Annotated in this window: 23 protein-coding genes, 2 tRNA genes and 2 pseudogenes; 15 read left to right on the top strand and 12 right to left on the bottom strand. The window is 60.9% G+C overall.

What is annotated here, in order from left to right:
- The first annotated feature begins 62 nt into the window (after window positions 1-62).
- Window positions 63-1,216, top strand: a protein-coding gene (locus H610_RS0107670; RefSeq protein ID WP_085985502.1) for an IS3 family transposase whose coding sequence is annotated in 2 segments (ribosomal slippage) — window positions 63-309 and window positions 309-1,216 — 1,155 coding nt in all. Because the reading frame shifts where the segments join, the coding sequence is not laid out codon by codon here.
- 4 nt (window positions 1,217-1,220) lie between these two features.
- Here the strand turns inward: H610_RS0107670 and H610_RS25935 are convergent.
- From H610_RS25935 to H610_RS0107655, 4 genes and pseudogenes are all read right to left on the bottom strand, one after another.
- Window positions 1,221-1,466, bottom strand: a pseudogene (locus H610_RS25935) (copper resistance protein B); the annotation flags it as partial.
- Window positions 1,456-1,764 carry a hypothetical protein gene (locus H610_RS24820; RefSeq protein ID WP_084166402.1) on the bottom strand — a complete coding sequence of 103 codons (309 nt, stop codon included), beginning with the start codon at window positions 1,762-1,764 and terminating at the stop codon, window positions 1,456-1,458. The pseudogene H610_RS25935 and the gene H610_RS24820, both read right to left, overlap by 11 nt.
- A gap of 12 nt (window positions 1,765-1,776) precedes the next feature.
- Window positions 1,777-3,594, bottom strand: coding sequence for a copper resistance system multicopper oxidase (locus H610_RS0107660; protein WP_028239124.1), 1,818 nt, complete (start codon window positions 3,592-3,594; stop codon window positions 1,777-1,779).
- Window positions 3,595-3,779: 185 nt separating this feature from the next.
- Window positions 3,780-4,304, bottom strand: coding sequence for a cupredoxin domain-containing protein (locus H610_RS0107655; protein WP_028239123.1), 525 nt, complete (start codon window positions 4,302-4,304; stop codon window positions 3,780-3,782).
- A 361-nt stretch (window positions 4,305-4,665) separates the two neighbouring features.
- On the opposite strand from H610_RS0107655, the gene H610_RS0107650 reads away from it, so the two are divergent.
- The 3 genes from H610_RS0107650 (at window position 4,666) to H610_RS24815 (ending at window position 7,231) form a co-directional block, all read left to right on the top strand.
- Complete coding sequence (locus H610_RS0107650; protein WP_028239122.1) at window positions 4,666-5,343, top strand: heavy metal response regulator transcription factor; 678 nt, start codon at window positions 4,666-4,668, stop codon at window positions 5,341-5,343.
- Entirely contained in the window at window positions 5,340-6,746 is a 1,407-nt protein-coding gene (locus H610_RS0107645; protein WP_028239121.1) for a heavy metal sensor histidine kinase, read from the top strand. Before H610_RS0107650 ends, H610_RS0107645 begins: the two co-directional genes overlap by 4 nt.
- A gap of 155 nt (window positions 6,747-6,901) precedes the next feature.
- Window positions 6,902-7,231, top strand: a complete 330-nt coding sequence (locus H610_RS24815) for a four-helix bundle copper-binding protein (RefSeq protein WP_080564988.1) — start codon at window positions 6,902-6,904, stop codon at window positions 7,229-7,231.
- A 67-nt stretch (window positions 7,232-7,298) separates the two neighbouring features.
- On the opposite strand, the gene H610_RS24810 is transcribed toward H610_RS24815, so the two are convergent.
- Window positions 7,299-7,601 (bottom strand): hypothetical protein, encoded by a 303-nt coding sequence (locus tag H610_RS24810; protein ID WP_084166401.1) that lies wholly within the window; start codon window positions 7,599-7,601, stop codon window positions 7,299-7,301.
- A gap of 327 nt (window positions 7,602-7,928) precedes the next feature.
- Here H610_RS24810 and H610_RS0107640 point away from each other — a divergent pair, with 327 nt between their 5' ends.
- The 4 genes from H610_RS0107640 (at window position 7,929) to H610_RS0107630 (ending at window position 12,932) form a co-directional block, all read left to right on the top strand.
- Window positions 7,929-10,184: a heavy metal translocating P-type ATPase gene (locus tag H610_RS0107640; RefSeq protein WP_236614280.1), complete on the top strand. Its 2,256-nt coding sequence runs from the start codon at window positions 7,929-7,931 to the stop codon at window positions 10,182-10,184.
- A gap of 74 nt (window positions 10,185-10,258) precedes the next feature.
- Entirely contained in the window at window positions 10,259-10,531 is a 273-nt protein-coding gene (locus H610_RS24805) for a heavy-metal-associated domain-containing protein (RefSeq protein WP_003280450.1), read from the top strand.
- A gap of 25 nt (window positions 10,532-10,556) precedes the next feature.
- A complete protein-coding gene (locus H610_RS0107635; RefSeq protein WP_003280447.1) occupies window positions 10,557-11,015 on the top strand; it encodes a DUF411 domain-containing protein in 459 nt (152 codons plus the stop codon).
- 150 nt (window positions 11,016-11,165) lie between these two features.
- Complete coding sequence (locus tag H610_RS0107630) at window positions 11,166-12,932, top strand: protein-disulfide reductase DsbD (RefSeq protein ID WP_003280442.1); 1,767 nt, start codon at window positions 11,166-11,168, stop codon at window positions 12,930-12,932.
- 279 nt (window positions 12,933-13,211) lie between these two features.
- Here H610_RS0107630 and H610_RS0107625 read toward each other — a convergent pair.
- The 3 genes and pseudogenes from H610_RS0107625 to H610_RS0107615 all read right to left on the bottom strand — a co-directional run.
- Window positions 13,212-14,478: pseudogene (locus H610_RS0107625) on the bottom strand (tyrosine-type recombinase/integrase); the annotation flags it as partial.
- 224 nt (window positions 14,479-14,702) lie between these two features.
- Window positions 14,703-14,778, bottom strand: a tRNA-Gly gene (locus H610_RS0107620).
- 4 nt (window positions 14,779-14,782) lie between these two features.
- Window positions 14,783-14,858, bottom strand: a tRNA-Glu gene (locus H610_RS0107615).
- A gap of 217 nt (window positions 14,859-15,075) precedes the next feature.
- On the opposite strand from H610_RS0107615, the gene H610_RS0107610 reads away from it, so the two are divergent.
- Entirely contained in the window at window positions 15,076-15,846 is a 771-nt protein-coding gene (locus H610_RS0107610) for a hypothetical protein (protein ID WP_028239119.1), read from the top strand.
- A gap of 32 nt (window positions 15,847-15,878) precedes the next feature.
- The gene (locus H610_RS0107605; protein ID WP_028239118.1) at window positions 15,879-16,550 is read left to right on the top strand and encodes a glutathione S-transferase family protein; all 672 of its coding nucleotides are present in this window, start codon (window positions 15,879-15,881) and stop codon (window positions 16,548-16,550) included.
- 14 nt (window positions 16,551-16,564) lie between these two features.
- Here the strand turns inward: H610_RS0107605 and H610_RS0107600 are convergent, their stop codons facing one another.
- Complete coding sequence (locus H610_RS0107600) at window positions 16,565-17,449, bottom strand: ATP-binding protein (RefSeq protein ID WP_028239117.1); 885 nt, start codon at window positions 17,447-17,449, stop codon at window positions 16,565-16,567.
- Between the two features lie 58 nt (window positions 17,450-17,507).
- On the bottom strand, window positions 17,508-17,993 hold the full coding sequence (locus tag H610_RS0107595) for a glutathione peroxidase (RefSeq protein WP_028239116.1): 486 nt from the start codon (window positions 17,991-17,993) through the stop codon (window positions 17,508-17,510).
- A gap of 230 nt (window positions 17,994-18,223) precedes the next feature.
- On the opposite strand from H610_RS0107595, the gene H610_RS0107590 reads away from it, so the two are divergent.
- The 3 genes from H610_RS0107590 (at window position 18,224) to htpX (ending at window position 20,878) form a co-directional block, all read left to right on the top strand.
- Window positions 18,224-19,435, top strand: coding sequence for a pyridoxal phosphate-dependent aminotransferase (locus H610_RS0107590; RefSeq protein ID WP_028239115.1), 1,212 nt, complete (start codon window positions 18,224-18,226; stop codon window positions 19,433-19,435).
- A gap of 5 nt (window positions 19,436-19,440) precedes the next feature.
- Window positions 19,441-19,872, top strand: a complete 432-nt coding sequence (locus tag H610_RS0107585; protein ID WP_028239114.1) for a hypothetical protein — start codon at window positions 19,441-19,443, stop codon at window positions 19,870-19,872.
- 118 nt (window positions 19,873-19,990) lie between these two features.
- Window positions 19,991-20,878, top strand: a complete 888-nt coding sequence (gene htpX, locus H610_RS0107580; RefSeq protein WP_028239113.1) for a protease HtpX — start codon at window positions 19,991-19,993, stop codon at window positions 20,876-20,878.
- A 76-nt stretch (window positions 20,879-20,954) separates the two neighbouring features.
- On the opposite strand, the gene H610_RS0107575 is transcribed toward htpX, so the two are convergent.
- Window positions 20,955-21,614, bottom strand: coding sequence for a thiopurine S-methyltransferase (locus tag H610_RS0107575; protein ID WP_028239112.1), 660 nt, complete (start codon window positions 21,612-21,614; stop codon window positions 20,955-20,957).
- A gap of 170 nt (window positions 21,615-21,784) precedes the next feature.
- On the opposite strand from H610_RS0107575, the gene H610_RS0107570 reads away from it, so the two are divergent.
- Both H610_RS0107570 and H610_RS0107565 read left to right on the top strand, forming a co-directional pair.
- Window positions 21,785-22,990, top strand: coding sequence for a CmpA/NrtA family ABC transporter substrate-binding protein (locus H610_RS0107570; RefSeq protein WP_028239111.1), 1,206 nt, complete (start codon window positions 21,785-21,787; stop codon window positions 22,988-22,990).
- A gap of 12 nt (window positions 22,991-23,002) precedes the next feature.
- Window positions 23,003-23,581, top strand: coding sequence for an ANTAR domain-containing response regulator (locus H610_RS0107565; protein WP_028239110.1), 579 nt, complete (start codon window positions 23,003-23,005; stop codon window positions 23,579-23,581).
- 781 nt (window positions 23,582-24,362) lie between these two features.
- Here H610_RS0107565 and H610_RS23485 read toward each other — a convergent pair.
- Window positions 24,363-24,708, bottom strand: a 346-nt coding sequence (locus H610_RS23485) for an integrase core domain-containing protein (RefSeq protein ID WP_043237966.1), incomplete at its 5' end; no start/stop codon positions are given.

Here is a 24,708-nt window from a genome sequence, read left to right as displayed (position 1 = left end):
GGGTTCTACCCCATTAGCACGGACACTTTCGAGTAAGCTCATGCCGAGCTGAAGGAGTGTTCATGAAGCGCAAGAAATACAGCCCCGAGTTCAAGCGGGAAGCCATCGAGTTGGTTCGTCGTTCAGGGGCGAGCTGTCGACAGGTGGCCCTGGAGATTGGTGTGGCTCCGAACCTGCTCACACGCTGGGTTCGAGAGGCACAGCCAGGCGCAGAAAAGGCCTTTCCCGGAACAGGTAGTCCGCGAGATGAGGAGCTGGCCCGCCTCAAGCGTGAGTTGGCCCGGGTGACCAAGGAACGTGATTTTTTAAGAGACGCGGCAGCGTACTTTGCCAGGGAGTCATCGAGCGGTACACGGTGATCCAGCGCTGCCGCAACGAGTACCCGGTACGTCTGATGTGCCGTTGCCTGAAGGTTTCTGCCAGTGGCTATTACGCCTGGCAGGATCGTGATCCAAGCCCGCGAACTCAAGAGAATGCACGTCTGGTCAGGCGCATTCGTGAGATTCATGAGGACAGCCGTGGCGTGATCGGCGCACCGCGCATGCATGAGGATTTGCTCGACGAGGGCGAAATCGTCAGCTTGAACCGCGTTGCTCGCCTGATGGCGGCTGAGCGAATTCAAGGCTGGCCACGCCGTAAGAGACGTGGTTTTGGAAGAGTCGCCAGTGGCCGTCCAGCAGGCGTGAAAAACCTGCTGGAGCGCGATTTCACCGCGCAGGAGCCGGAGCGCAAGTGGGTCACGGACATCACGGAAATAGCCACACTGGAAGGCAAGCTTTTCCTATGTGTGGTGCTCGACTTGTACAGCAAGCTGGTGATCGGTTGGTCGATGCATCACCGCCAGGATCGGCAGATGGTGATTCGAGCAGTGGAGATGGCGATTTGGCAGCGCCAGGGTGACTGGTCAGTAATCCTGCATTCGGATCGCGGTAGCCAATTCACCAGCACCGACTACCAGCGCTTTCTGAATCGCAACACGCTGGTCTGCAGCATGAGTGCCGTCGGGCATTGCGGCGACAACGCAGCCTGTGAAGGCTTCTTCGGTCAGCTCAAACGGGAGCGCGTTGTCCATCAGTCGTATCGAACTCGTGATGAAGCACGGGCGGATTTATTCGACTACATCGAGCGGTTTCATAACCCACGAATGCGTCGTAGAGTCGCCAGGCAAGATCTGAAGTTTTCAGCCCTTTTCAAACCGTCCGTGGAAACGGGGTAGAACCCATCTTGCTGTGATCAGCCGCAGGAGTCTGGTTCTGCGACGTTCGCTCCCTGGTTGGCTGGCTATGATCCATGCCTCCCATTGCGCTCGGTGCAGAGCCATGATTCATCTGGCTATGGTCCATGGGCATGGAGCCGTGGCCCATCGCGGAATGGTCCATTTCGGCAGCTGCGGTGAAACCACCGCTGAGGGCGCTCAGCGATACAGCCAGCGCTATGAACGAAGGACGCGTGATCCTAGTGATCATGGTTCGAACCTGCCTCGGCTTTGCCGCCATGCCCACCCATCATTTTTTTATGATCCATCCCATCATGATTCATCGAACCGTGATCCATAGCGCCATGGTCCATTTGCTTCATCTGGGAAGTCTTTTCTTGCGACGCAGGAGCCGCTTTGCCACCAGCACCCTTGTGCGTTTCAGCCGAGTGCTGGGCATGCTCGTTGTGATCTTGATTTGCCATCGAGGCAGGGACGTACAAGGTGGTTACCAGGCTCAGCACGGCGATACCACCAAACAGCGCTTTTCGTTTCAGCAAATTGCTCATTGAATCTCTCCTCTACTCGTCCACACGAACTTCACGGAACATGCCCATTTCCATGTGAAGCAACAGGTGGCAGTGGTAAGCCCAACGCCCCAATGCATCGGCCGTCACGCGATAACTACGTTTCGAACCCGGCGGGATGTCGATGGTGTGTTTGCGCACCAGAAAGTTGCCGTTCTCGTCTTCAAGATCGCTCCACATGCCATGCAGGTGAATTGGGTGGGTCATCATCGTGTCGTTGACCAAAGTGATACGAACACGCTCGCCATACTTGAGTCGCAGCGGTTCGGCATCAGAGAACTTGATACCGTCGAACGACCAAGAAAACTTCTCCATGTGCCCAGTGAGATGCAGTTCAATGGTGCGGCTCGGATCGCGGCCGTCCGGATCGAGGAAGGTGCTGCGAAGATCAGAGTAAGTGAGGACTTGACGCCCGTTGTCACGCAGGCCGATTCCCGGGTCGCTCAGATTTGGCGCCGGCGTCATGGTCTGCATGTCAACTAAAGGGTTATTGGTTTCGGAAGCAGGGTGCGACTGCATCGTGCCATGGTCCATCCCCGCCATTTGGCTGTGATCCATACCGGACATGCTGCCATGGCTCATGCCTGCCATTTGGCTGTGGTCCATGCCTGCCATCTTGCTGTGATCCATACCGGCCATAGAGGCCATCCCGCTCTGCATAGAGCCATGCTCCATGCCATCCATGCTGCCGTGATCCATGCCCATGTCGGCCATTGAGATCAGCGGACGAGGGTCGACCTCTGGGACAGGCGCGCTCAGCCCTTCGCGAACCGCCAAGGTGCCTCTGGAATAGCCGGTACGATCCATGGATTGGGCGAAGATGGTGTAAGCCTGCTCGTCTTCGGGTTCGACGATGACGTCGTAGGTTTCGGCCACGGCGATACGGAATTCATCGACACTGACCGGTTTGACGTACTGCCCATCAGCCGCAACCACCGTCATCTTCAGACCAGGAATACGGACATCGAAGTAGGTCATGGCTGCAGCATTAATGAAACGCAGTCGAATTTTTTCGCCCGGCTTGAAGATGCCCGTCCAGTTGCCGTCCGGCGCCTGGCCGTTCATGAGGTAGGTGTATGTGTAGCCACTGACGTCGGCAAGATCCGTAGGGCTCATCTTCATCTCGGCCCACATCTTGCGGTCGGCAATAGCAGCGGACCATCCCATCTCGCTCACGTCATCAATGAAGTCACCGACGGTGCGTTTGTGATAGTTGTAATAGTCCGATTGCTTCTTCAACTTTGCCAGGACCCGATCCGGATTCTCGTCGGTCCAGTCGCTCAACAGCACCACGTAGTCACGATCGTAGCTGAAAGGTTCGGGATCTTTCGCATCGATCACCAAGGCACCATAGACTCCGGCCTGCTCTTGGAGGCCCGAATGGCTGTGGTACCAATAGGTACCATTCTGGTTGACATCAAATTTGTACTCGTACATGCCGTCCGAAGCGATGCCATGGAAGCTCAAGCCAGGGACACCGTCCATGTTGGCCGGCAGGATAATGCCGTGCCAGTGAATGGACGTATCCTCCTGCAAACGATTGCGAACCCGAAGAGTGACTGTGTCTCCTTCCCGCCAGCGCAGGATCGGCCCTGGAAGTGAACCATTGATAGTCATTGCGGTGCGGGCCGCGCCCGTTATGTTTACTGGAATCTCACCAATGAACAGATCAAAGTCGTTACCGGTCAGCACGTTAGCTTGTCCTGGGCTGGTGACCGCCCAAACCGGCACGCGCCACATGCCCAGGCCACCAAGTATTCCAGTTGCGGCTAACCCTTTGATGAAAGTTCGCCTTGTGGGTTTTCTATGCATATTTCTTCATCCAATTATTAGATGAGCTGGCAGTTCATAATCCAGCCTCGGGCTTGTAGCGCCCTGATGAACATTTAAAGCACGCAGTAACTCAAACAACTTGCTGACCAGTCCTGATAAGCGAACTTACAAGACAGCAACCATGTCCCACTCATTAAGCAGGTCAGTACATTTACGTTAGGCGCTTAACGTATCTCTACCTTGCCGACCATTCCCGCCTGATAGTGTCCCGGAATATTGCAAGCAAACTCCAGATTCTTGGTTTTCGAGAACGTCCAGATCAACTCTTCGCGGGCGCCGGGTTCGATCAGAACGCTGTTCGGATCATCGTGTGCCATCCCGCCATCCATTTCACCTTCCATATGGCTCATATCATGAGCACCAGTCGGGGTAAGCATGCCGCTGCGAAACATCGCAATCATTTCTTGCTCATGCGCGGCATGGGTGGCCGAGTAGCCGAGGTTGAACTCATGAAGCAGGGCTCCATCGTTATGCAACACAAAACGGACAGTCTCACCTGCCTTGACTTCGATCGTCTCAAGCGCAAAGACGTTATCGCTCATTCGTACCTCAATGGTGCGATCTACCGCCTGCGCGTCTCCCGGCTGTCCAAAGTCGAGCGCATGACTATGGCCGGGGGCGGCCATTGCAGCAGTAGCGCTGAAGACCAAACCAAGTGCGGAATAAAGGGAAAGAGAATAAATTTTCATTGGCTGGAGCTCTTTCAAGTTATTGAGGAGTACCCAAGAGTAGGACGGCTGACCTGCCGGCTGGCTTACCCTGAAATTACATTTGTGTAACCTTCGGCCTGCCTCATCGCCAAAAGCCGCAGGCAGAAAAAAGGCGCCCGAAGGCGCCAATAGGCCAGGGAGCAATGTGGAGGCCTGGAGAAATCTACTCGCCATAACGCCGTTCGTAGCCCCACTGCATCTGAGCCCCACAGATACCCTGCAAACTCTAGACACCCTGTTCTGTCAGCAACCTGAAGCGGACGTTACATTTTTGTAAGCTTCTGGTTGAGGGCCCTAATTGCCTGCACACTCGGGCTGTCGAGTTTCGGAGTCTGTACGCATGAAATTACTGGTAGCTGAAGACGAACCCAAAACCGGGGCGTATCTGCAACAAGGCCTGACTGAAGCCGGATTCAACGTTGACCGGGTCATGACGGGTACAGATGCGCTTCAGTACGCGCTGAGTGAAACCTACGACCTTCTGATCCTGGACGTGATGATGCCCGGGCTGGATGGGTGGGAGGTGCTGCGTATGGTCAGAGCAGCAGGGAAAGACGTACCGGTATTGTTCCTGACAGCACGTGATGGTGTGGAAGACCGCGTCAAGGGTCTTGAGCTCGGCGCGGACGACTACTTGATCAAGCCGTTTGCCTTCTCCGAGCTTCTGGCAAGAGTAAGGACCTTGCTTCGCAGGGGCAGTGGCTCCCCTACCCAGACCACCCTAAAGATTTCGGATCTCGAAGTGGACCTGCTGAAGCGCCGTGCCATCCGTGCCGGAAAGCGTATCGATCTGACCGCAAAGGAATTTGCGCTGCTGGAATTATTGATGCGCCGGCGCGGCGAAGTACTGCCGAAATCCCTGATTGCCTCTCAAGTATGGGATATGAACTTCGACAGCGACACCAATGTCATCGAGGTCGCGGTACGCCGTCTGCGCGCAAAAATAGACGACGACTTCGAGCCCAAGCTGGTTCAGACCGTGCGCGGCATGGGTTATATGATGGATGCGCCGGAATGAGCGTGCGCCACCTTTCGCTGACCGCCCGCATGAGTCTGATGTTCATGTCTGCGGTGGTGGTGGTTCTGACGCTGGCCGGTCTGAGTTTTAACGTGCTCAGCCAGCATCACTTCGAAGTGCTGGATCGACAGGCCCTGGTCGAGAAGCTCGAATCGACCCGGCACATCCTCAATAACGCACGCAGCGATGCAAGCCTCACCGAAGAACTGCCGCAGTTACGAGCCCTGCTCGGTGCCCATCATGATCTGGCGGCCACCATCCTGAGCGGTGATGGCAGGGTACTTTTTTCCGACCCCAAGGCTGCCGATGTCCCGGAAAGCTTCAGGCATGCGGAAGAGCAAAGCATGTGGGAATGGCAGAATGCAGGACACCTGTACCGAGGGATGACTGCGCAAATTTCCGTGGCAGACAAGTCCGAACCCCTCACAGTTCTGTTGATTCTCGATGTCACGAGCCATGCGCACTTCTTCGAGACCTTGCAGCGATGGTTCATTGCCGGGCTAGTAATCAGCGCCCTGATCAGTGCCGCTCTAGGCTGGGTCGTTGTTCGAAGCGGGTTGAGGCCTCTTCGGCAAGTGACTCACCTCGCAACATCAATGTCAGCCCGGTCGTTACAGGAGCGAATTCCGCTAGAGCCAGTACCACTAGAGCTGCAGCAGCTCGTTCTATCCTTCAATGCAATGCTGGGCCGCCTGGAAGATGCCTTCGTCCGGCTGTCCAATTTCTCAGCTGACATTGCTCATGAACTGCGAACCCCAGTCAGCAATCTAATGACCCACACCGAGGTAGTGCTCACCCGAAAGCGGGACCTCGATGCTTACGAGGATAACCTCTACTCCAATCTGGAAGAATTTAAGCGAATGTCACGCATGATTGATGACATGCTTTTTCTAGCAAAATCTGACAACGGATTGATAATTCCAGAAAAAGGCACTATCGAACTTTCGAGGTTAGTTTCCAATCTCCTTGAGTATTACCACCTATTGGCCGAAGAGCGCGGTATACACCTCTCAGCTTCAGGTAGAGGCGAGGTATTGGGAGATAAGTTGATGCTCAATAGAGCGCTCTCCAACTTGTTATCCAATGCGCTGCGCTATACCCCGACCGGGGAAAACATCTCTGTAACGATTCGTGAGACGGAAGAGACGGTCATTCTTAGCGTCGAGAATCCCGGCGGGACGATCAAACCAGAGCATCTGGACAAACTTTTCCATCGTTTCTATCGGGTCGATCCAGCACGGCGTGAGGGCAACCCAAGTAACGCTGGCCTCGGTTTGGCAATCACTAGATCCATCGTTGAAGCCCATAACGGGAGAATCTGGTGTACCTCTGCAGGTGGCGTAACGGCCTTTTATATGGAATTCCCCCGTAAGCCGCATAGCAGCAAAGGCAATCACCTTTGATATCAAGCAGCTACAGCGAACCAACAACCTTACAATATTGTAATGTAAGTCACCGAAACAGAAGGACTCTAAGCCTGTCGTATTGAATGGACCTAGCTGATGCTTGCCGCGACTGGCGTAAGGTTCAAAGCTAACCATGAACTTCAGGAGGACATATGGACAACAAAATATTCGATAACTGTATTCAAGCTTGCTCTAACTGCGCCCTCGTGTGCGAAAAATGCGCATCTGCCTGCCTACGTGAAGAAAACGTCCAGGCGATGGCTCGTTGCATTGAACTCGACAGGGATTGTGCTGACGTGTGCGCTCTGGCAGCCAGACTTATGAGTCGCCAGAGCCAGCTATCCAAAGAATTATGCGCACTGTGTGCAAAGATCTGCCGGGCCTGCGGCGAAGAGTGCGCCAAGCATCAGATGGATCATTGCCAGGAATGCGCAAAGGCTTGCATGGAGTGTGCTGAGGAATGTGAACGCATGGCTGCGTAGTCGAACTTGCTGCCTTTGCCAGGGCAATCTCAGGCTTTGGCAAAGACAGCAATTAGCCCTTAAAAGATCAGCCGTTATTGATGCCAACCGGCACGCCTCGGTATTCTACAGTATGAATGACGCCATCGGGGGTGCGAATCTTTATTTCATATGGCCGTACACGACCATCAGAGCGACCCATAACTCTCTTGCCCTTATAATCCACGCTTAAAACCTTACCATCCTTAAGAAGTTGCTTTAGAACCTGCTTGCCATCAGCCGCCGAATAATCATGTCGCATCTGCGATTCATGGCCACCTTCAGTCGCCATCGCCAAAGAGGCAGCCATAGTTAGAGCGAGAACAGTGAGTGTTTTTTGCAGGCCTTGCATGATTAATACCTCTAGGTAGTTGATACCTGTAGCTTAAAGGCACCACCCTTACGGCATGATGATTCGATTATTACAACTTCGTAATTCAACTAATTACTTATTTATATAGGGCCATGTGCTGGCGGCATGCACGGATATCCGAGAGCGAAAACCCGCTATAGCTTACATAAATGTAATGTTTAGGTCAGGCCACTGTCAGCCGCTCGCGGGTACTCTATATAAAATATCTCCGAGTGCGCGCAGGGTTTAACAGGAGCGGTAATGACTCACGCCAATCAGCCACATCCCACACTTCAGACCCCATCGGATCGTGACCCTGTTTGTGGCATGACGGTCAAACCCGACAGCCCGCATCAGACCAGCCATGCCGGTCAGCAACTGCTTTTCTGCAGCCAGCGCTGTCTGGAAAAATTCAATGCCGAGCCAAGCAGATATCTGGATGCCGGGCATGCTCATGGCGAGACGCCGACCGTCGATCACGGCGCCGAATACACCTGCCCGATGCACCCCGAAATACTGCAGATCGGCCCAGGCACGTGCCCCAAGTGCGGCATGGCCCTGGAGCCGGTCATGCCCGAACTGGAAGAAGAGGACAACCCGGAGCTCAGGGACTTTTCTCGACGCTTCTGGTGGACGTTGCCGTTCACCGTGATTGTCACCGTGCTGGCCATGGGCGGGCATGCCCTCAGTCCGTTCCACGGCGCCACGCAGAACTGGGTCGAACTGGCACTGGCCACCCCGGTGGCGCTCTGGGCCGGCTGGCCCTTCTACGTGCGCTGCGTGCAATCGTTCATCAACCGCAGCCCGAACATGTGGACGCTGATCGGCTTCGGAACTTCCGCCGCCTACCTGTACAGCCTGATCGCCACCCTGGCGCCCGGCGTATTCCCCGACTACTTCATGCAGGGTGAACGCATCGGCGTGTACTTCGAGGCGGCAGCGGTGATCATCTCGCTGACCCTGCTCGGCCAGCTACTCGAACTCAAGGCGCGCTCGCAGACCTCAGCGGCGATCAGGTCGCTGCTCGGCCTGGCGCCCAAGACCGCGCGACGGATCAATGCCGATGGCAGCGAAGAGGACATTCCCCTCACCCATGTGCACAGCGGCGACAAGCTTCGGGTGCGCCCAGGCGAAAAAGTGCCGGTTGATGGCTTGGTGGTGGAAGGCGAAAGCGCGGTGGACGAGTCGATGTTGACCGGCGAGCCGGTGCCGATCATGAAACGCGCCGGTGACAGCCTGATCGGCGCTACCCTCAACAGCCACGGCAGCCTGGTGATGCAGGCACAAAAGGTCGGCAGCTCGACCATGCTTGCGCAGATCGTCCAGATGGTGGCCCAGGCGCAGCGCTCCAAGGCGCCAATGCAGCGGCTGGCCGACGTCATTGCCGGGCGTTTCGTGCTGGCGGTCATCGCCATTGCTATCCTGACCTTCGTGGTATGGGGCCTGTGGGGTCCGGAGCCGAGCTGGGTGTTCGGTCTGATCAACGCAGTCGCGGTACTGATCATTGCCTGCCCCTGCGCCCTGGGCCTGGCCACGCCGATGTCGGTGATGGTCGCCACCGGCAAGGCGGCCGGCAGCGGCGTGCTGTTCCGCGATGCTGCCGCGATAGAAAACCTGCGCAAGATCGACACGCTGATCGTCGACAAGACCGGCACGCTCACTGAAGGCCGCCCTGCTTTCCACAGCGTCGAGGCGGCGCCCGGCTTCACGCGGGACGAGGTGCTGCGACTGGCCGCCAGCCTGGATCAGGGCAGCGAACATCCCCTGGCACACGCCATCGTCGATCATGCCCGTGCCCAGGGCCTTGCGCTGAGCACGCCTGAAACCTTCGAATCGGCCTCCGGCATCGGCGTGCGTGGCAAGGTTGACGGCCGCGACTTGCAGTTGGGCAACACCGCGCTGATGAATGATGCCGGCGTGGATGCCAGCCCGCTCAAGGGGCATGCCGAACAGCTGCGCGGCGAAGGCGTGAGCATCATGTTCCTGGCCGTGGACAACGTACTGGCCGGTCTGCTGGCGGTTTCCGACCCGATCAAACCGACCTCAAAACTGGCGATCCAGCGCCTGCAGGCAGACGGCATACGGGTGATCATGGCCACCGGCGATGGCCTGACGACTGCCCGTGCCGTAGCCCGCGAACTGGGTATCGAGGAGGTGCACGGCGAGGTCAAGCCGCAGGACAAGGAACGCCTGACCGCCTCGCTGCAACAGCAAGGGCACCGCGTGGCCATGGCCGGCGACGGCATCAACGACGCCCCGGCCCTGGCGCGCGCCGATATCGGCATTGCCATGGGCACCGGCACCGATGTGGCGATGAACAGCGCCCAGGTCACGCTGGTCAAGGGCGACCTGCTCGGCATCCTGCGCGCGCGCAGCCTGTCGGTGGCCACCGTGCGCAACATGCACCAGAACCTGACCTTCGCCTTTCTTTACAACGCTCTGGGCATTCCTTTGGCAGCCGGCCTGCTCTACCCGCTGACCGGCCTCCTGCTGTCACCAATAATCGCAGCGCTGGCGATGAGCATGAGCTCCGCTTCGGTGGTGTTCAACGCCTTGAGACTGCGCAAGGTATCAATCGACTGAAACTCTTGACCTTGCCACCTTGGCAAGGTTGAGAATTGCCTCAACCCCAGCAGCAACCTCGCAAGGAGATTGTCATGAGCACCGTTGAATTGAGTGTCAAAGGCATGAGCTGCGGCTCATGCGTCCTGCATGTCACCGAGGCGCTCAACGCAGTTGAAGGCGTCACCGAGGTCGACGTCGATCTGCAAGCGGCCAGTGTGCGGGTCAGCGCTGAGTGCGACAGCGATGTGCTTGTCGCCGCCCTAGGTGATGCTGGATACCCCGCCCAACTGAGCAGTCCGGCGGCCTCATCGAGCCCCGCCAGGAAAACCGGATGCGGTGGCAGCGGTGGCTGCTGTTGCAAGTGAGCAAACCATTGGAAACAGGTTTTTTATGTCCAGAACACTGACTACCGCGGCGCTCGCCGCCCTGCTGCTAAGTGGCGCCGCCCAGGCCGCGCAACCCCTGATCATTGATGTGCACCGCGACGCCAACTGTGGGTGCTGCAAGGACTGGATTACCTACCTGGAGAACAACGGCTTCGAAGTCCGCGATCACGTCGAACGCAACATGAACACGGTCAAGCAAGACCTCGGCGTGAAACCGCGTCTGGCTTCCTGCCATACAGGCGTGATCGATGGAAAGTTCGTTGAAGGCCACGTGCCCGTTGCGCAGATTTTGGAGCTTCGCAAGCGCCCTGACCTGCTGGGCATCGCCGTGCCAGGCATGCCGGCTGGCTCACCAGGCATGGAGTATGGCGACGTCAAACATCCCTACCAGGTGATCGGGATAACTCGCACTGGCCGAGAAAAGGTCATTGCCAATTATCCGCTGGAACAAGCCCCGAATTAATAGCAGCTCGCCGGGCGGGCTGGTACTGGCTGGCATCCTGCGATGCACTGAATCGCAGCGGAGACCATCCCCAGCCCGCACTTCAAAAAGCCCGGCTCCGTTAACAAGCTGAAATTCACCTCCTTTTCGTTATTAGCCCGCGAGATGGTCATGTCCCGCCTCCTGCTGTGTCTGCTGCTGCTACTGCTTACCTTGCCAGCCAACGCCGAGATATTTGATTCTTCGCGTCCTCAGTCGGCTCTGTTCGGCACTCCGCTGAATAACAGCCAGGATTTCCTTCCGGTAGACAGGGCCTTCCGCCTCGACCTGTTGGAAGCCGGTAAGGACAGCGTCCGCCTGCGCTTCATAAATGCCGAGGGTTATTACCTCTATAAACATCGCTTCGCATTCACCAGCGACCACCCGCAAGTGTCAATCGGCACCCCGCAATGGCCCGCGGCCGAACCGAAAACCGATGAATTTTTTGGCGATGTCGAGGTGTTCTACGGCGTTACCGACTTGCTGCTACCCGTTAATAACCCTCAGAACACACCGTTCACCTTACAGGTGAGCTATCAGGGCTGCGCTGATCTGGGGCTGTGCTATCCGCCAGAGATTCGCAGCTTCGAGGTAGGTGATCCCCCCCTCATTGCAGCCCTGCAACAAGGGGTCGCCATTGACTGGCGTAGTCTGGCGCTGTTCTTCCTGGCGGGCTTGGGCCTGACTTTCACACCCTGCGTGCTACCGATGCTGCCAATTCTGTCTGGCGTGGTATTACGCGGACAACTCGGCGGAACGCGTGGATTACGCCTATCGCTTGCCTACGTACTCCCCATGGCTGCCAGCTTCGCCCTGCTTGGTGCGCTAATGGGCATGTTCGGCGCTGGCCTCAACCTACAAGCGCGCCTGCAGTCACCGTGGCTGTTGGTGCCCTTTGCGATGTTCTTCACTGTTTTCGCTCTGGCCATGTTCGGCGTATTCGAGTTGCGCATGCCGCGCTTTATCACCGAACGACTAGATCTCCTAGCCGGCCAGGCCCGCGGGGGTTCAATGTTGGGCGCCGCCACGCTCGGCGTACTGTCGAGCCTGCTGGTTTCGCCCTGTGTGACTGCCCCTCTGGTCGGCGCACTGCTCTACATAAGCACCACCGGCGACGCACTGGGTGGCGGCCTTAAGCTGTTTGCCCTCGGGTTGGGCATGGGCGCGCCGTTGGTATTGTTCGCCATCGGCGGCGGAGCATTGCTACCCAAGTCTGGCACCTGGATGGTCGGTGTGCGCAAAGCTTTCGGCGTGATGCTGCTGGCTGTCTCTGTATGGCTGCTAGAACGCGTGCTACCCGCTCCAGTGACTTTGGCCTTGTGGGGCCTTTTGGCAGTTGGCAGCGCGATTTGGCTCGGTGCCTTGGAGTTCACCCTCAAGTCCGGCCGGCAAAGGCTCGCCCAACTACTCGGTGTGGCACTACTGGTCTACGGTGTCAGCGCCTGGCTCGGCGCTTTGCAAGGTCAATCCGATCCGCTGCGACCGCTGGGTCAGCTGGACGCCAAAGCCGTACTTCCGAGCGGCGCTAACGCCGGCTGGCAGACCGTGGATACACCAGCTGCTCTGGATGCCGCTCTGCTGTCAGCAAAAAATGCCGACCAACCACTGCTATTGGATTGGTACGCCGACTGGTGCATCAGTTGCAAAGTAATTGAACGAGAAGTGCTGGCAGCACCCGCCGTGCGTGAGCAACTGACCGGTTACCGACTGGTGCGCTTCGACATAACTCGTAGCGATGCCGAGCAACGCGCCCTGCTCGACCGCTACCAGCTGTTCGGCCCACCGGCACTGCAGTTATTCGCTCCCAATGGCGAAGAATGGCAAGATCTCCGTACTGTTGGCGAAACCGACGCTGAGAGTTTCGTCAAACGCCTGCACCAAGCCAACGGCCGAATCTAGATTAGCCCCTCCACTTCTGGAGGGGCGTGTTCTACCCCTGGCTGGCCAGCAGGCTAACGGAAATGCAATCGCCGCTACAGCCTACTGTCATCAGAGCAGCCGGCGGTGCCGGCCCAACATTCCACACCGCAACAACTGAAATCTAAGCTCTAGCCACCATCGACAGGCGCTCAATAGGCCCACCAACTGACGACACCAGAACTAGCGACTTACCATCATCAACAGGCTCGACGGACATTTCCGCACCTTGGTCCAGCAGCCGCATACCATCGAAGCGGATAGTAAGGTGCGTACTGGCCGTTTCTACCTTGTTCTGCTCTAACAAATCGAGCCGATCGGCCCAGTCTTGCATCATTTTCCGGCGGGGCTCCACATACAATGCGTGATTGTAAGTGGCGCTGACCTTGTTGGGATCAGCGTGCGAGAGTTGGGCATCCACCCAATTCTTGGGGTAACCGAACTCGTTGAGGGCCGTGGAGAGCGTGGCACGGATGCCGTGACCGGTGAGCAAATCCTTATAGCCCATACGCTTGATCGCGCCGTTCAGCGTGTTCTCGCTAATGCGCATTCTCAGCTCGCTTCGGTGTGCAAGCAGATAGCGCTGGGCTGGCTTGGTCTGCTCCAGCAGATAGCGAACGATCTCGATGGCCTGGACCGATAACGGCACGACATAGGGCGGAATATCCTGCGGCCGCTGCCCCCGCTTGCGCATGCCATTCTGCAGTTGCTTGACTACCTCGGGAGGAATGATCCACAAGCCGCGCTCAAGATCGAATTGATCAGGGGTCGCCAGTCGCAGCTCACCAGTACGCACACCCGTCAGCAACAGCAGGCGAATACCAAGTTGTGTGGTGATCCTGCCTCTATAACTGCGTAGCTTGTTCAGCAGACTGGGCAGTTCAGGCAGCCGCAGGAAGGGATTATTGACCACCGGTGGTTTGGGGACAGCCACGACATCCAGATCCGATGCGGGATTGCTTTGCAGCCCCGCGACTTTCACCATCGCAAAGCGGAACAACTGCCTGAGCCAGGTGCGCACTTTCTCGGCGGTGGTAAATGCCCTGCGCTGCTCGATACTAGCAAGCACGTCCAACAGGTCGGGACGGCAAATGTCGAAGATGGATACGGCGCCTAACGCGGGCAACACGTCCTTATCGAAGATACGCTGGATCTGCGAGAGGGTACTTTGCCTGCCCTCCTTGAGTTCCAGCTTGCGGTGCCCAAGCCACTGCAGATAAACCACCTTGAAGCTGTTCTCCGTCGCGAAACGGACAGCTCGAAGTTTTTGCTTACGATCAATCTTGGGATTGACGCCTTTCGCTACTAGAGCGCGGGCCTCATCGCGTAACGCACGCGCTTCCCGAAGGCTGACCTTCGGATAGGTGCCCAGCGACATTCGTTTCTGTTTGGTAGCCCAGTAATATCTGAAGTGCCAAGACTTACCGCCAGCGGCAGATACCGCCAGAGAAAGGCCGTCGAAGTCTGTGAGGGTATAGTCTTTGCCAGTCGCCCGAGCCTGCCGGACAGTGACGTCTGTGAGCGCCATGGTATAGCTCCTGAACATAGGTCAGGGCTAGATGCTTGTCTCGCAGGCCACGCTCCTCCAGCAACAATCCGGAAACCACGCACCCCGCAAAGATGGACTTAAAAATGGACTTAAAAGCCCTGGCTGGGGACGGATTCCAGTAGATTTCGCTGGAACGAAAAAAGGGCCCTAAGGCCCTTTTTCAATGACTTACAGACTTCAATAGACGTCTATAGATCATAATTTGGAGCGGGAAACGAGACTCGAACTCGCGACCCCGACCTTGGCAAGGTCGTGCTCTACCAACTGAGCTATTCCCGCAATATGGCGTCCCCTAGGGGACTCGAACCCCTGTTACCGCCGTGAAAGGGCGGTGTCCTAGGCCACTAGACGAAGGGGACGCGGCCCGGAACTTACAACAGCTTTTCCGGCTCCCCTCGCTCTGCCGTTGGCTTCACGCTGGAAGTGGCGCGCATTCTATGGACGCCCTGGGAGGTCGTCAACCCTTCTGCAAAAATTTTTCATATCAATGACTTCGGCCTTTCCGCGGAGCTATCAACCTGCTACCCAACTCACTAAACTCCGAGCACACCCTGTTGGCGCAAAGAGGTACACGGAGTGTCCCCGATACTGATAACAGGCCTCGTCCTGGGCGGCCTTTTCCTGCTGGTCGCCATCGGCTACATCAATCACATCGTCGAACGTAACCGGCTGGAGAAGGCTCGCCTGCGCGCCGACCTCAACGACCGCATCCGCCGCTGCGCCAACCTGTCCGGCTCGCTGCCTGGCCAGATGATGAGCCCGCCGCTGAAGCAGGCACTGACCCGCCTGGAACTGCAACTGGCCGAACGCCTGCAGTCGCTCGACCGGCAGGACGCCAAGCTCCGCCAGCGCATCGCCGACCTGCAGGCCGAACTGGCCAAGGGCGACGGCGCTGAGATGCGCAATCCACCGCAGCCGATCATGAGCGAAGCCAGGGCCAAGGAAGTCCGCTTCATGCTCGAGGACCTGAGCGCCCAGATCACCCACGCCGCCAAGCAGGGGCTGATGGACCAGAACGAAGCCAAGCGCTGGATGCGCGAATGCCAACGGCTGTCGGTCATGCTCCACATCGAGCTGTTCGGCAACGTCGGCAAGGCCGCCCTGGAACAGGGTCAGCCGCGCCAGGCACGACTGGCCTTCGAGCGGGCCGTGCAGTTCATTCGCAAGCAGCCCGACCCGGCCCCCTTCCAGGCGCAGCTCAAGCGCCTCGAAGCGCAGCTGGCGCACACCAACGCGCTCGTGCTGGAACAGGGCGCGCCCCAGGCCGACGAACCGAGCGCACTGACCGACGGCCTGAAGGAATTCGACGACGAAGATATCTGGAAGAAGAAGAACATCTACGAATGAGCGCGGGCTGACCGCGCCAGCGGAGGAATCGAATGAGCCTCGTCCTGTATGGCGTTCCGTTGTCCCCCTTCGTGCGTAAGGTCCGACTGGCCTTGCTGGAAAAGGGCCTCGACTACCAGCTCGAATTCGTCATGCCCTTCGCCCCGCCCGCCTGGTATTTCGAACTCAATCCGCTCGGCCGGATTCCCACCCTGAAGGACGGTGACCTCGTCCTCGCCGACTCCAGCGTCATCTGCCAGTACCTCGACGACTGCCATCCGCACGGCATCGCCCTGCTCGGCCACCCCCCGGAGGAACGCGCGCGGGTGCGCTGGCTGGAAAAATACGCCGACTACGAGATCGCCCCGTATGCCACCTTCGGCGTGTTCCGCAACCGTATCGTCAAGCCGAGCGCCGGCCAACGGTGCGACGAAGAGGCGGTGCGCCAGGCGCTGGAAGAGGTGCTGCCGAAGCACTTCGACTACCTCGACAGGCAGCTCGGCGAACGCTCCTATTTCGTCGGCGAGGAAGCGACGCTGGCGGACTTCGCAATCACCTGCCAGCTCATCAACCTGGAGCACGGCGGCGAGACGCTCGATCCGGCGCGCTGGCCGCGGCTGGCGGCGCATTTCGAGCGGATGAAGGCCCGGCAGTCGGTGCAGAGCCTGCTGCCGGCCGAGCAGCGCATGGTGGAGAAGCTGCGGACGTCGGTGTCCGGCACCTGACGCCCGCCGCACCGCTAACAGGCGAGCAGCTGTTGCCCCACCCATTGCCGGGCGAACTGGTAGGCGCACCGCCCATTGCGGTTGCCGCGCCCCAGCGCCCAGCGCACCGCTTCCTTTTCCAGGGCCTCGTCCCAGTGCCATTCCAGGCCGGCCTGCGCCGCCAGCACGCCGACCCAGTGGCGCACCACGTCGAGGTAATGCTCCTGGCTGAAGGGATAGAACGACAGCCACAGGCCGAAGCGGTCGGACAGCGCGATCTTGTCCTCCACCGCCTCGTTCGGGTGCAGTTCGCCGTCGACCATCTGCCAGTTCTCGTTGTCGCTCTGGCGCTCCGGCACCAGGTGGCGGCGGTTCGAGGTCGCGTACAGCAGCACGTTGTCCGGGGCGCGCTCCAGCGAACCGTCGAGCACGCTCTTGAGCACCCGGTAGTCGCCCTCGCCGGCCTCGAACGAGAGGTCGTCGCAGAACAGGATGAAGCGCTGGCGGTTGCCGCTCAGCCGCTCCACCACCCGCGGCAGGTCGGCCAGGTGGTCGCGCTCGATCTCGATCAGGCGCAACCCGGCGCCGGCGTGGGCGGCGAGCAGCGCGCGGATCAGCGAGGACTTGCCGGTGCCGCGCGCGCCCCAGAGCAGCACGTGGTTGGCCGGCAGCCCCTCGACGAACTGGCGCGTGTTGGCTGCCAGCAGCTGGCGCTGCCGGTCGATGCCGATCAGGTCGTCGAGCGACAGGCCGAGATCGACCTTCAGTGGCTGCAGGTAGCCGCCCTGTCCCTCGCGCTGCCAGCGCGCGGCCAGGGTCGCGCTCCAGTCGATCGGCGCGCGCGTTGCGGGCAGCCAGGGATCGAGACGGTCGAGAACGCTTTCGGCGCGTTCGAGAAAGGCCTTCAACTGTGCTTCCATCGGTACTCCATAAGCAGCGCACCCGCCTCGTCGCGGGTGCCGGTAGCGGCCGCCGGCCTCAGCCGAGCAGCGATTCGATAGCGGGACGCAACGCCGCGGGCTCGGTGCGCGGGGAAAAGCGCCGGACCCGGCAACCTTCGCCATCCAGCAGGAACTTGGTGAAATTCCACTTGATCGCGCGGCTGCCGAGCACACCCGGGGCGAGCTGCTTGAGCGCGGCGAACAACGGATGGGCGCCCGGCCCGTTGACCTCCACCTTGGCGAACAGCGGGAAGCTCACCCCATAGTTGCGCTCGCAGAACGCAGCGATCGCTGCCTCGCCCTCCGGCTCCTGGTGGCCGAACTGGTTGCAGGGAAAGCCGAGCACCATCAGCCCCCGCTCGCGGTACTGCTGCCAGAGTGCCTCCAGCCCCTGGTACTGCGGGGTGAAGCCGCAGCGGCTGGCAGTGTTGACCACCAGCAGCGCGCGGGCGCCGTATTGGCCGAGCGTGACGGTACGCCCGTCGAGGGTGGTGCAGGCAATGTCCAGCAGCGGGTCGCTCATGAGAAAACCCTGACGGCGAATGGAAACCGGCGAGCGTGGCGGCAGTCGCGAGCGATACAGCGCAGCGGGCCGAAAAAGGCCGATCTGTACCTTTCCCGCGCCGCAGCGGCGCACGTATGATGCGTGCCTCTCGGGCGCCAAGTCTGGCAGCAGGCCATCGACCTGCCAAGGGCGACAGCCGGTCTCCGCCGCCAGCGGATCGGCGCCCCTCACTTCGGGACATCGGGATCATGCAGGTCAGCAAATCGAACAAGCTCGCCAACGTCTGCTACGACATTCGCGGGCCGGTGCTCAAGCACGCCAAACGCCTGGAAGAGGAAGGCCACCGCATCCTCAAGCTGAACATCGGCAACCCGGCGCCGTTCGGTTTCGAAGCCCCCGAGGAAATTCTCCAGGACGTGATCCGCAACCTGCCGACCGCGCAGGGCTACAGCGACTCCAAAGGCCTGTTCAGCGCCCGCAAGGCGGTCATGCAGTACTACCAGCAGAAGCAGGTCGAGGGCGTCGGCATCGAGGACATCTACCTCGGCAACGGCGTCTCCGAACTGATCGTGATGAGCATGCAGGCGCTGCTGAACAACGGCGACGAAGTGCTCATCCCCGCCCCCGACTACCCGCTGTGGACCGCCGCCGTCAGCCTCGCCGGCGGCAAGCCGGTGCACTACCTGTGCGACGAGCAGGCCAACTGGTGGCCGGACCTGGACGACATCAAGGCCCGCATCACGCCGAACACCAAGGCGATGGTGATCATCAACCCGAACAACCCGACCGGCGCCGTCTACTCCAAAGAAGTGCTGCTGGGCATGTTGGAGCTGGCCCGCCAGCACAACCTGGTGGTCTTCTCCGACGAGATCTACGACAAGATCCTCTACGACGGCGCCGTGCACCACAGCACCGCCGCGCTGGCGCCGGACGTGCTCTGCCTGACCTTCAACGGCCTGTCGAAGTCCTACCGCGTGGCCGGCTTCCGCTCCGGCTGGGTGGCCATCTCCGGGCCGAAGGCGAGGGCGCAGAGCTATATAGAAGGCCTCGACATCCTCGCCAACATGCGCCTGTGCGCCAACGTCCCGAGCCAGCACGCGATCCAGACCGCCCTCGGCGGCTACCAGAGCATCAACGACCTGGTGCTGCCGCCCGGCCGCCTGCTCGAGCAGCGCAACCGCGCCTGGGAGCTGCTCAACGACATCCCCGGCGTCAGCTGCGTCAAGCCCATGGGCGCGCTCTACGCCTTCCCGAAGATCGACCCGAAGGTCTGCCCGATCCACAACGACGAGAAATTCGTCCTCGACCTGCTGCTCTCGGAAAAGCTGCTGATCGTCCAGGGCACCGCCTTCAACTGGCCCTGGCCCGACCATTTCCGGGTGGTCACCCTGCCCCGCGTCGACGACCTCGAGCAGGCCATCGGGCGCATCGGCAACTTCCTGCGCGGCTACCGCCAGTAAGCGTGATGGATCTGCAGATCGACGACTTCCACCACGACGTGGCCGGAGCGCTGCTGGCGCTGTACCAGAGCTTCCCGCGCAAGGTCGCGCTCTACGTCGAGGATCTCATCGGACGCGAGGAGCCCGACGAGTTCGGGCTGCCGAGCAAGCGCCACCAGGCCTGTCTCGGCGCCCTGCTGTGGCTCGCCGACGAAGGCTACCTGCGCTACGAGAACACCATCCAGTACCAGGCCCTCGACCAGGCGGTGCTGAGCGAAAAGGGCTTCCTGCGACTGAGCCGGAGCGTTTCCGAATGCGTCGACGACGAGGGCCTGCCGCCCAGCCTGCTGCGCGCCCGCGCGGTGCTGGCGCAGCAGCTGCGCCAGGCGCTGCGTCAGGGCGACAGCGAGCGGCTCGCCCGCCTGGTCGGCATCCTGCTGCAACCCGATGGCGCCTGATTGGCGAACCTTTGGCGTCAAGCGACATAGCTTGAAATGGTTGCCAGGTTGAATAGCCCAGGGGCGTCCCTTATATAGCCGGCATAGCAATCCGCCTCTTCAGGAGACCGTTTTACCCATGATGCGCATCGTGCTGTTCCTGGCCACCAACCTGGCCATCTTGTTGATCGCGAGCATCACCCTAAGCCTGCTCGGGTTCTCCGGGTTCCTCACTCCTGATCGCACCGGGCTGGACCTGCAGCAACTGCTGATCTTCTGCGCGGTGTTCGGCTTCGCCGGCTCCTTCATTTCGCTGTTCCTTTCCAAGTGGATGGCGAAGATGGCCACGCGCACGGAAATCATCAGCCAGCCGCGCACCCGCCACGAACAGTGGCTGCTGCAGACGGTCGAGGAGCTGTCGCGCGAAGCCGGCATCAAGATGCCGGAGGTCGGCATCTTCCCGGCCTACGAGGCGAACGCCTTCGCCACCGGCTGGAACAGGAACGACGCCCTGGTCGCGGTGAGCCAGGGGCTGCTGGAGCGTTTCTCCCCGGACGAGGTGCGCGCGGTGCTGGCGCACGAGATCGGCCACGCCGCCAATGGCGACATGGTCACCCTGGCGCTGATCCAGGGCGTGGTGAACACCTTCGTGATGTTCTTCGCCCGCATCGTCGGCCACTTCGTCGACCGCGTGCTGCTGAAGAACGAGGAAGGCCACGGCATCGGCTTCTATATCGCGACCTTCGTGGCGGAGATCATCTTCGGCATTCTGGCGACCACGATTGTCATGTGGTTCTCGCGCTTCCGGGAATTCCGTGCCGACGACGCGGGCGCCCGCCTGGCCGGCACCAATGCCATGATCGCCGCGCTGCAGCGCCTGCGCGCCGAGCAGAACGTGCCGGGCGGCATGCCGGACAGCCTGACCGCCTTCGGCATCAACCCGAGCAAGAAGTCCTCCATCGGTGCGCTGTTCATGAGCCACCCGCCGCTGGAAGAGCGCATCGAAGCGCTGCGTCGTCGCGGCTGATCGATAGCGGAGACGAAAAAGGCGACCCTCGGGTCGCCTTTTTTCATGGGTGCCGTTTCGTGCGCGGCAGATACGATCAGTCGCGCTTGTCCAGCCGGTACACGTTCTCGTCGGTACGCGTCAGGCCATAGGGTTCGAACCGCCAGTTCTTGCCCAGCACGTCGCAGCGTTCGATTTCGACGACCTCCCAGTCCGATGTGAACAGGGCCTGCACCTCCTCCGCGGGAACGCTGAACGGCGGTCCGTCCATCTTCTCCTGCTCGTAGTCGAGCGTGACCAGCAGCCCGCGGCAGCCGCGCGGCAGGATGCGCGACAGGTGCTCGGCGTAGCACCGGCGCAGTTCCGGCGGCAACGCGATGAGCGCGGCCCGGTCGAACAGGCCCTCGCAGTCGGCAACATCCTCGGCGGTCAGCGCGAAGAAGTCGCCGCACCACAGCTCAAGCGCGCCGGCGCGATAGCGGCTGAAGGCGCCGGCCTGCTCGACCTGCGGCGCCATGCCCTGCTCCGCGAAGAACGCCTGCACGGCCTTCTCCGCCAGTTCCACGCCCAGCACGCGATGCCCCTGGCCAGCCAGCCAGGCCAGATCCAGGCTCTTGCCGCACAGCGGCACCAGGACCCGGCTCGGAGCGGCCAGGCCCAGCGCCGGCCAGTGGTTCGCCAGATAGGGATTGACCGCCTTCTGATGGAAGCCGATCTGATCGTTCGCCCAACGTTCCTGCCAGAAATCCTCGTGCATGCCACGCCTCGTCCTCGATAAGGTGGCCTGAGCTTAGCAGCTTGGCGGCTGTTGGCGACGCCCTGCCCTGGCACATCGCTTGCTTCGCTGGTGGTCCAATTCAGCGCAGCAGCACGGCCCATGCCCGCTTGTGGTACAGGCGACTGCGCATCGATCCAGGTTGCCCCCGCATGTCCGAATCCCCCCGACAGCCACACGCCGACCCGCTCGCCTGGGTCTCCGGCAGCGACGCACCGGAGAAGCCGACCCTGGACATCGGCTTCATGGCGCTCACCGATGCCGCCTCGCTGATCGTCGCCGCCACCCAGGGCTTCGCCCAACCCTACGGCCTGACGCTCAGCCTGCACCGCCAGCACTCCTGGTCGGGCCTGCGCGACAGGCTGATCGAAGGCCAGCTGGACGCCGCGCAGTGCCTGTACGGCCAGATGTTCGCTACCGAGCTCGGAGTCGGCGCGCAGTCGGTGGGCATGGCGGTGCTCATGGGGCTGTCGCAGAACGGCCAGGGCATCACCCTCTCCGCCCGGCTGCGGGCCGCCGGCGTGACCACTCCCGAGGCATTGCGCGAGCATGTGCGCCGCGAAGGTGCACGCCTGACCCTGGCCCAGACCTTCCCCACCGGCACCCACGCGCTCTGGCTCAACTACTGGCTGGCCAGCCACGACATCCATCCGCTCCAGGACGTGCGCACCCTCGTCATTCCGCCAGCGCAGATGGTTGAGCACCTGCAGGCCGGGCGCATCGACGGCTTCTGCGCCGGCGAGCCCTGGGGCGCGCTGGCGGTGGCCGAAGGCGCTGGCTTCACCCTGGCCACCACCCAGTCGATCTGGCCGGACCATCCGGAAAAGGTGCTCGGCTGCACCCATGCCTTCGTCGAGCGCTACCCCAACACCGCGCGGGCGCTGGTGATGGCGGTGCTGGAGGCCAGCCGCTTCATCGACGCCAACGCGGAGAATCGCCAGGGCACCGCCCGCCTGATCGCCTCGCCCGAGTACGTCGGCGCGCCGCTGTCGGCGATCGAGCCGCGCTTTCTCGGCCGCTACGAGGACGGCCTCGGGCACGCCTGGCTCGACGCCCACCCGCTGCGCTTCTTCGGCGAGGGCCAGGTCAATCCGCCCTACCACTCCGACGCGCTCTGGTTCATGACCCAACTGCGGCGCTGGGGACTGCTACGCGAGGACCCGGACTACCTCGCCGTGGCCGCCCACGTCCAGCAGAGCGCGCTCTACGCCGAGGCGGCCGGCGCGCTCGGCATCCTGCTGCCGGGCTCGTACTACCGCCGCGCGACGCTCGGCGACGGCAGCGTCTGGGACGGCAGCGATCCGGCGGGCTACGCACGCGGTTTCCGCCTGCATGCCCTGGCCGACGCGCCTCTCTGACTGGAGCCCGCCATGCTGCGTATCCTGCTCATCGACGACACGCCGAAGAAGCTCGGGCGCTTGCGGAGCGCGCTGGTCGAGGCCGGTTTCGAGGTCATCGGCGAATCCGGGCTGGACATCGACTTGCCCGACCGGGTCGAGGCGCTGCGCCCCGACGTGGTGCTGATCGACACCGACTCGCCCGGGCGCGACGTCATGGAACAGGTGGTGCTGGTCAGCCGCGACCAGCCGCGGCCCATCGTCATGTTCACCGACGACGACAACCCCGCCGCCATGCGCCAGGCGATCAAGGCCGGCGTCAGCGCCTACATCGTCGAAGGCATCCAGGCCCAGCGCCTGAAGCCGATCCTCGACGTCGCCATGGCACGCTTCGAGAGCGACCAGGCCCTGCGCGCCCAGCTGCAGGCGCGCGACCAGCAGTTGGCCGAACGCAAGCGCATCGAAATGGCCAAGGGCATGCTGATGAAGATGAAGGGCTGCAACGAGGAAGAGGCCTACACCCTCATGCGCCGCCAGGCGATGAGCCGCCAGCAGAAACTCGTTCAGGTCGCCGAGCAGATCATCGCCATGAACGACCTGCTCGGCCAATAAGCTGGGGAGAAGGAAAAACCCGTGCGCTGTAGGAGCAGGCTCTGCCTGCGACCACGGCCCCACGTGCACTGCGAACCGATTCGTAGGGTGGGCTTCAGCCCACCATCAACACAAACGGTGGGCTGAAGCGGAGCGCCGCCCGGCCCACCCTACAACACTGGGGTCACGGCCCGTAGGCGCGCCCTCATCCGGCCCTGCGGGCCACCTTCTCCCGGAGGGAGAAGGGAAGGGAAAAGCGCCGCGCCTGAATCACCGCAAAAAGCGCCGCGCCACCGTGGGCTTCAGCCCACCATCGGACACACCGAGCGGCGGGCCGAAGCGAACGTCGCCCGACCATACGTACGACTTCACGGCCCGTGGGCGCGCCCTCATCCGGGCCTGTGGGCCACCTCCTTCCGAGGAAGAAGGAAAAACCAGCGCCACGTGAACCAAAACCGCGCCCAACGTCCTTCGCCTGCACGAACTTGCTCCACCAACCGAACATCCGCCGCCCACGACGCTTCCCGCTTCCGGCCACTGCGTTGCCCACAACCGCCTGATTTCGCGGCTGCACGCCTCTTACGCAGACCCGCCAGCCAACTTGGCAAGCCCCTTGCAAAAGCCCATGCACCACGTCTTCGGATCGCCAACGGCGGTGATCGGGACGAATTGACAAAGGCGTCAACGGTACCGCGCTAGCAATGGCGTAGGTGCCGCTGACGCCTTTTTTCGTTTCTGCACAGAGGGATGATCATGCGCAAAACCCGCCGTCGTTTCATGCAGGCCACGCTGGCTGTGGTGGTCAAATAATTTCGGACACTGCGATAGGTTGTATGGGTGGCCTGCGCTCATAGCGGGTGGGCGGCATGTAGCCCAGGCTGGAGTGCAGGCGCACGTTGTTGTAGAAACCGACGATATAGTCGGCGATGTCGGCCATGGCCTCGGCCTGGTTGGCATAGTCAGCTTGCCAGACCCGCTCCATTTTCAGGTTCAGGAAGAATCGCTCCATCACGGCATTGTCCCAGCAGTTTCCTTTGCGACTCATGCTCAGGAGCAGGCCATGTCGGCTGAGCAGCGTACGATAAGCTTCGCTGGCGTACTGACTGCCGCGATCCGAATGCACCACCAGGCCGGCAGGCGGCTGCCGT

The sequence above is a fragment of the Stutzerimonas azotifigens DSM 17556 genome, assembly GCF_000425625.1.
Classification (GTDB): domain Bacteria; phylum Pseudomonadota; class Gammaproteobacteria; order Pseudomonadales; family Pseudomonadaceae; genus Stutzerimonas; species Stutzerimonas azotifigens.
The sequence above is the reverse complement of the archived record's forward strand: the minus strand, read 5'-3'. Positions and strand labels throughout refer to the sequence as shown.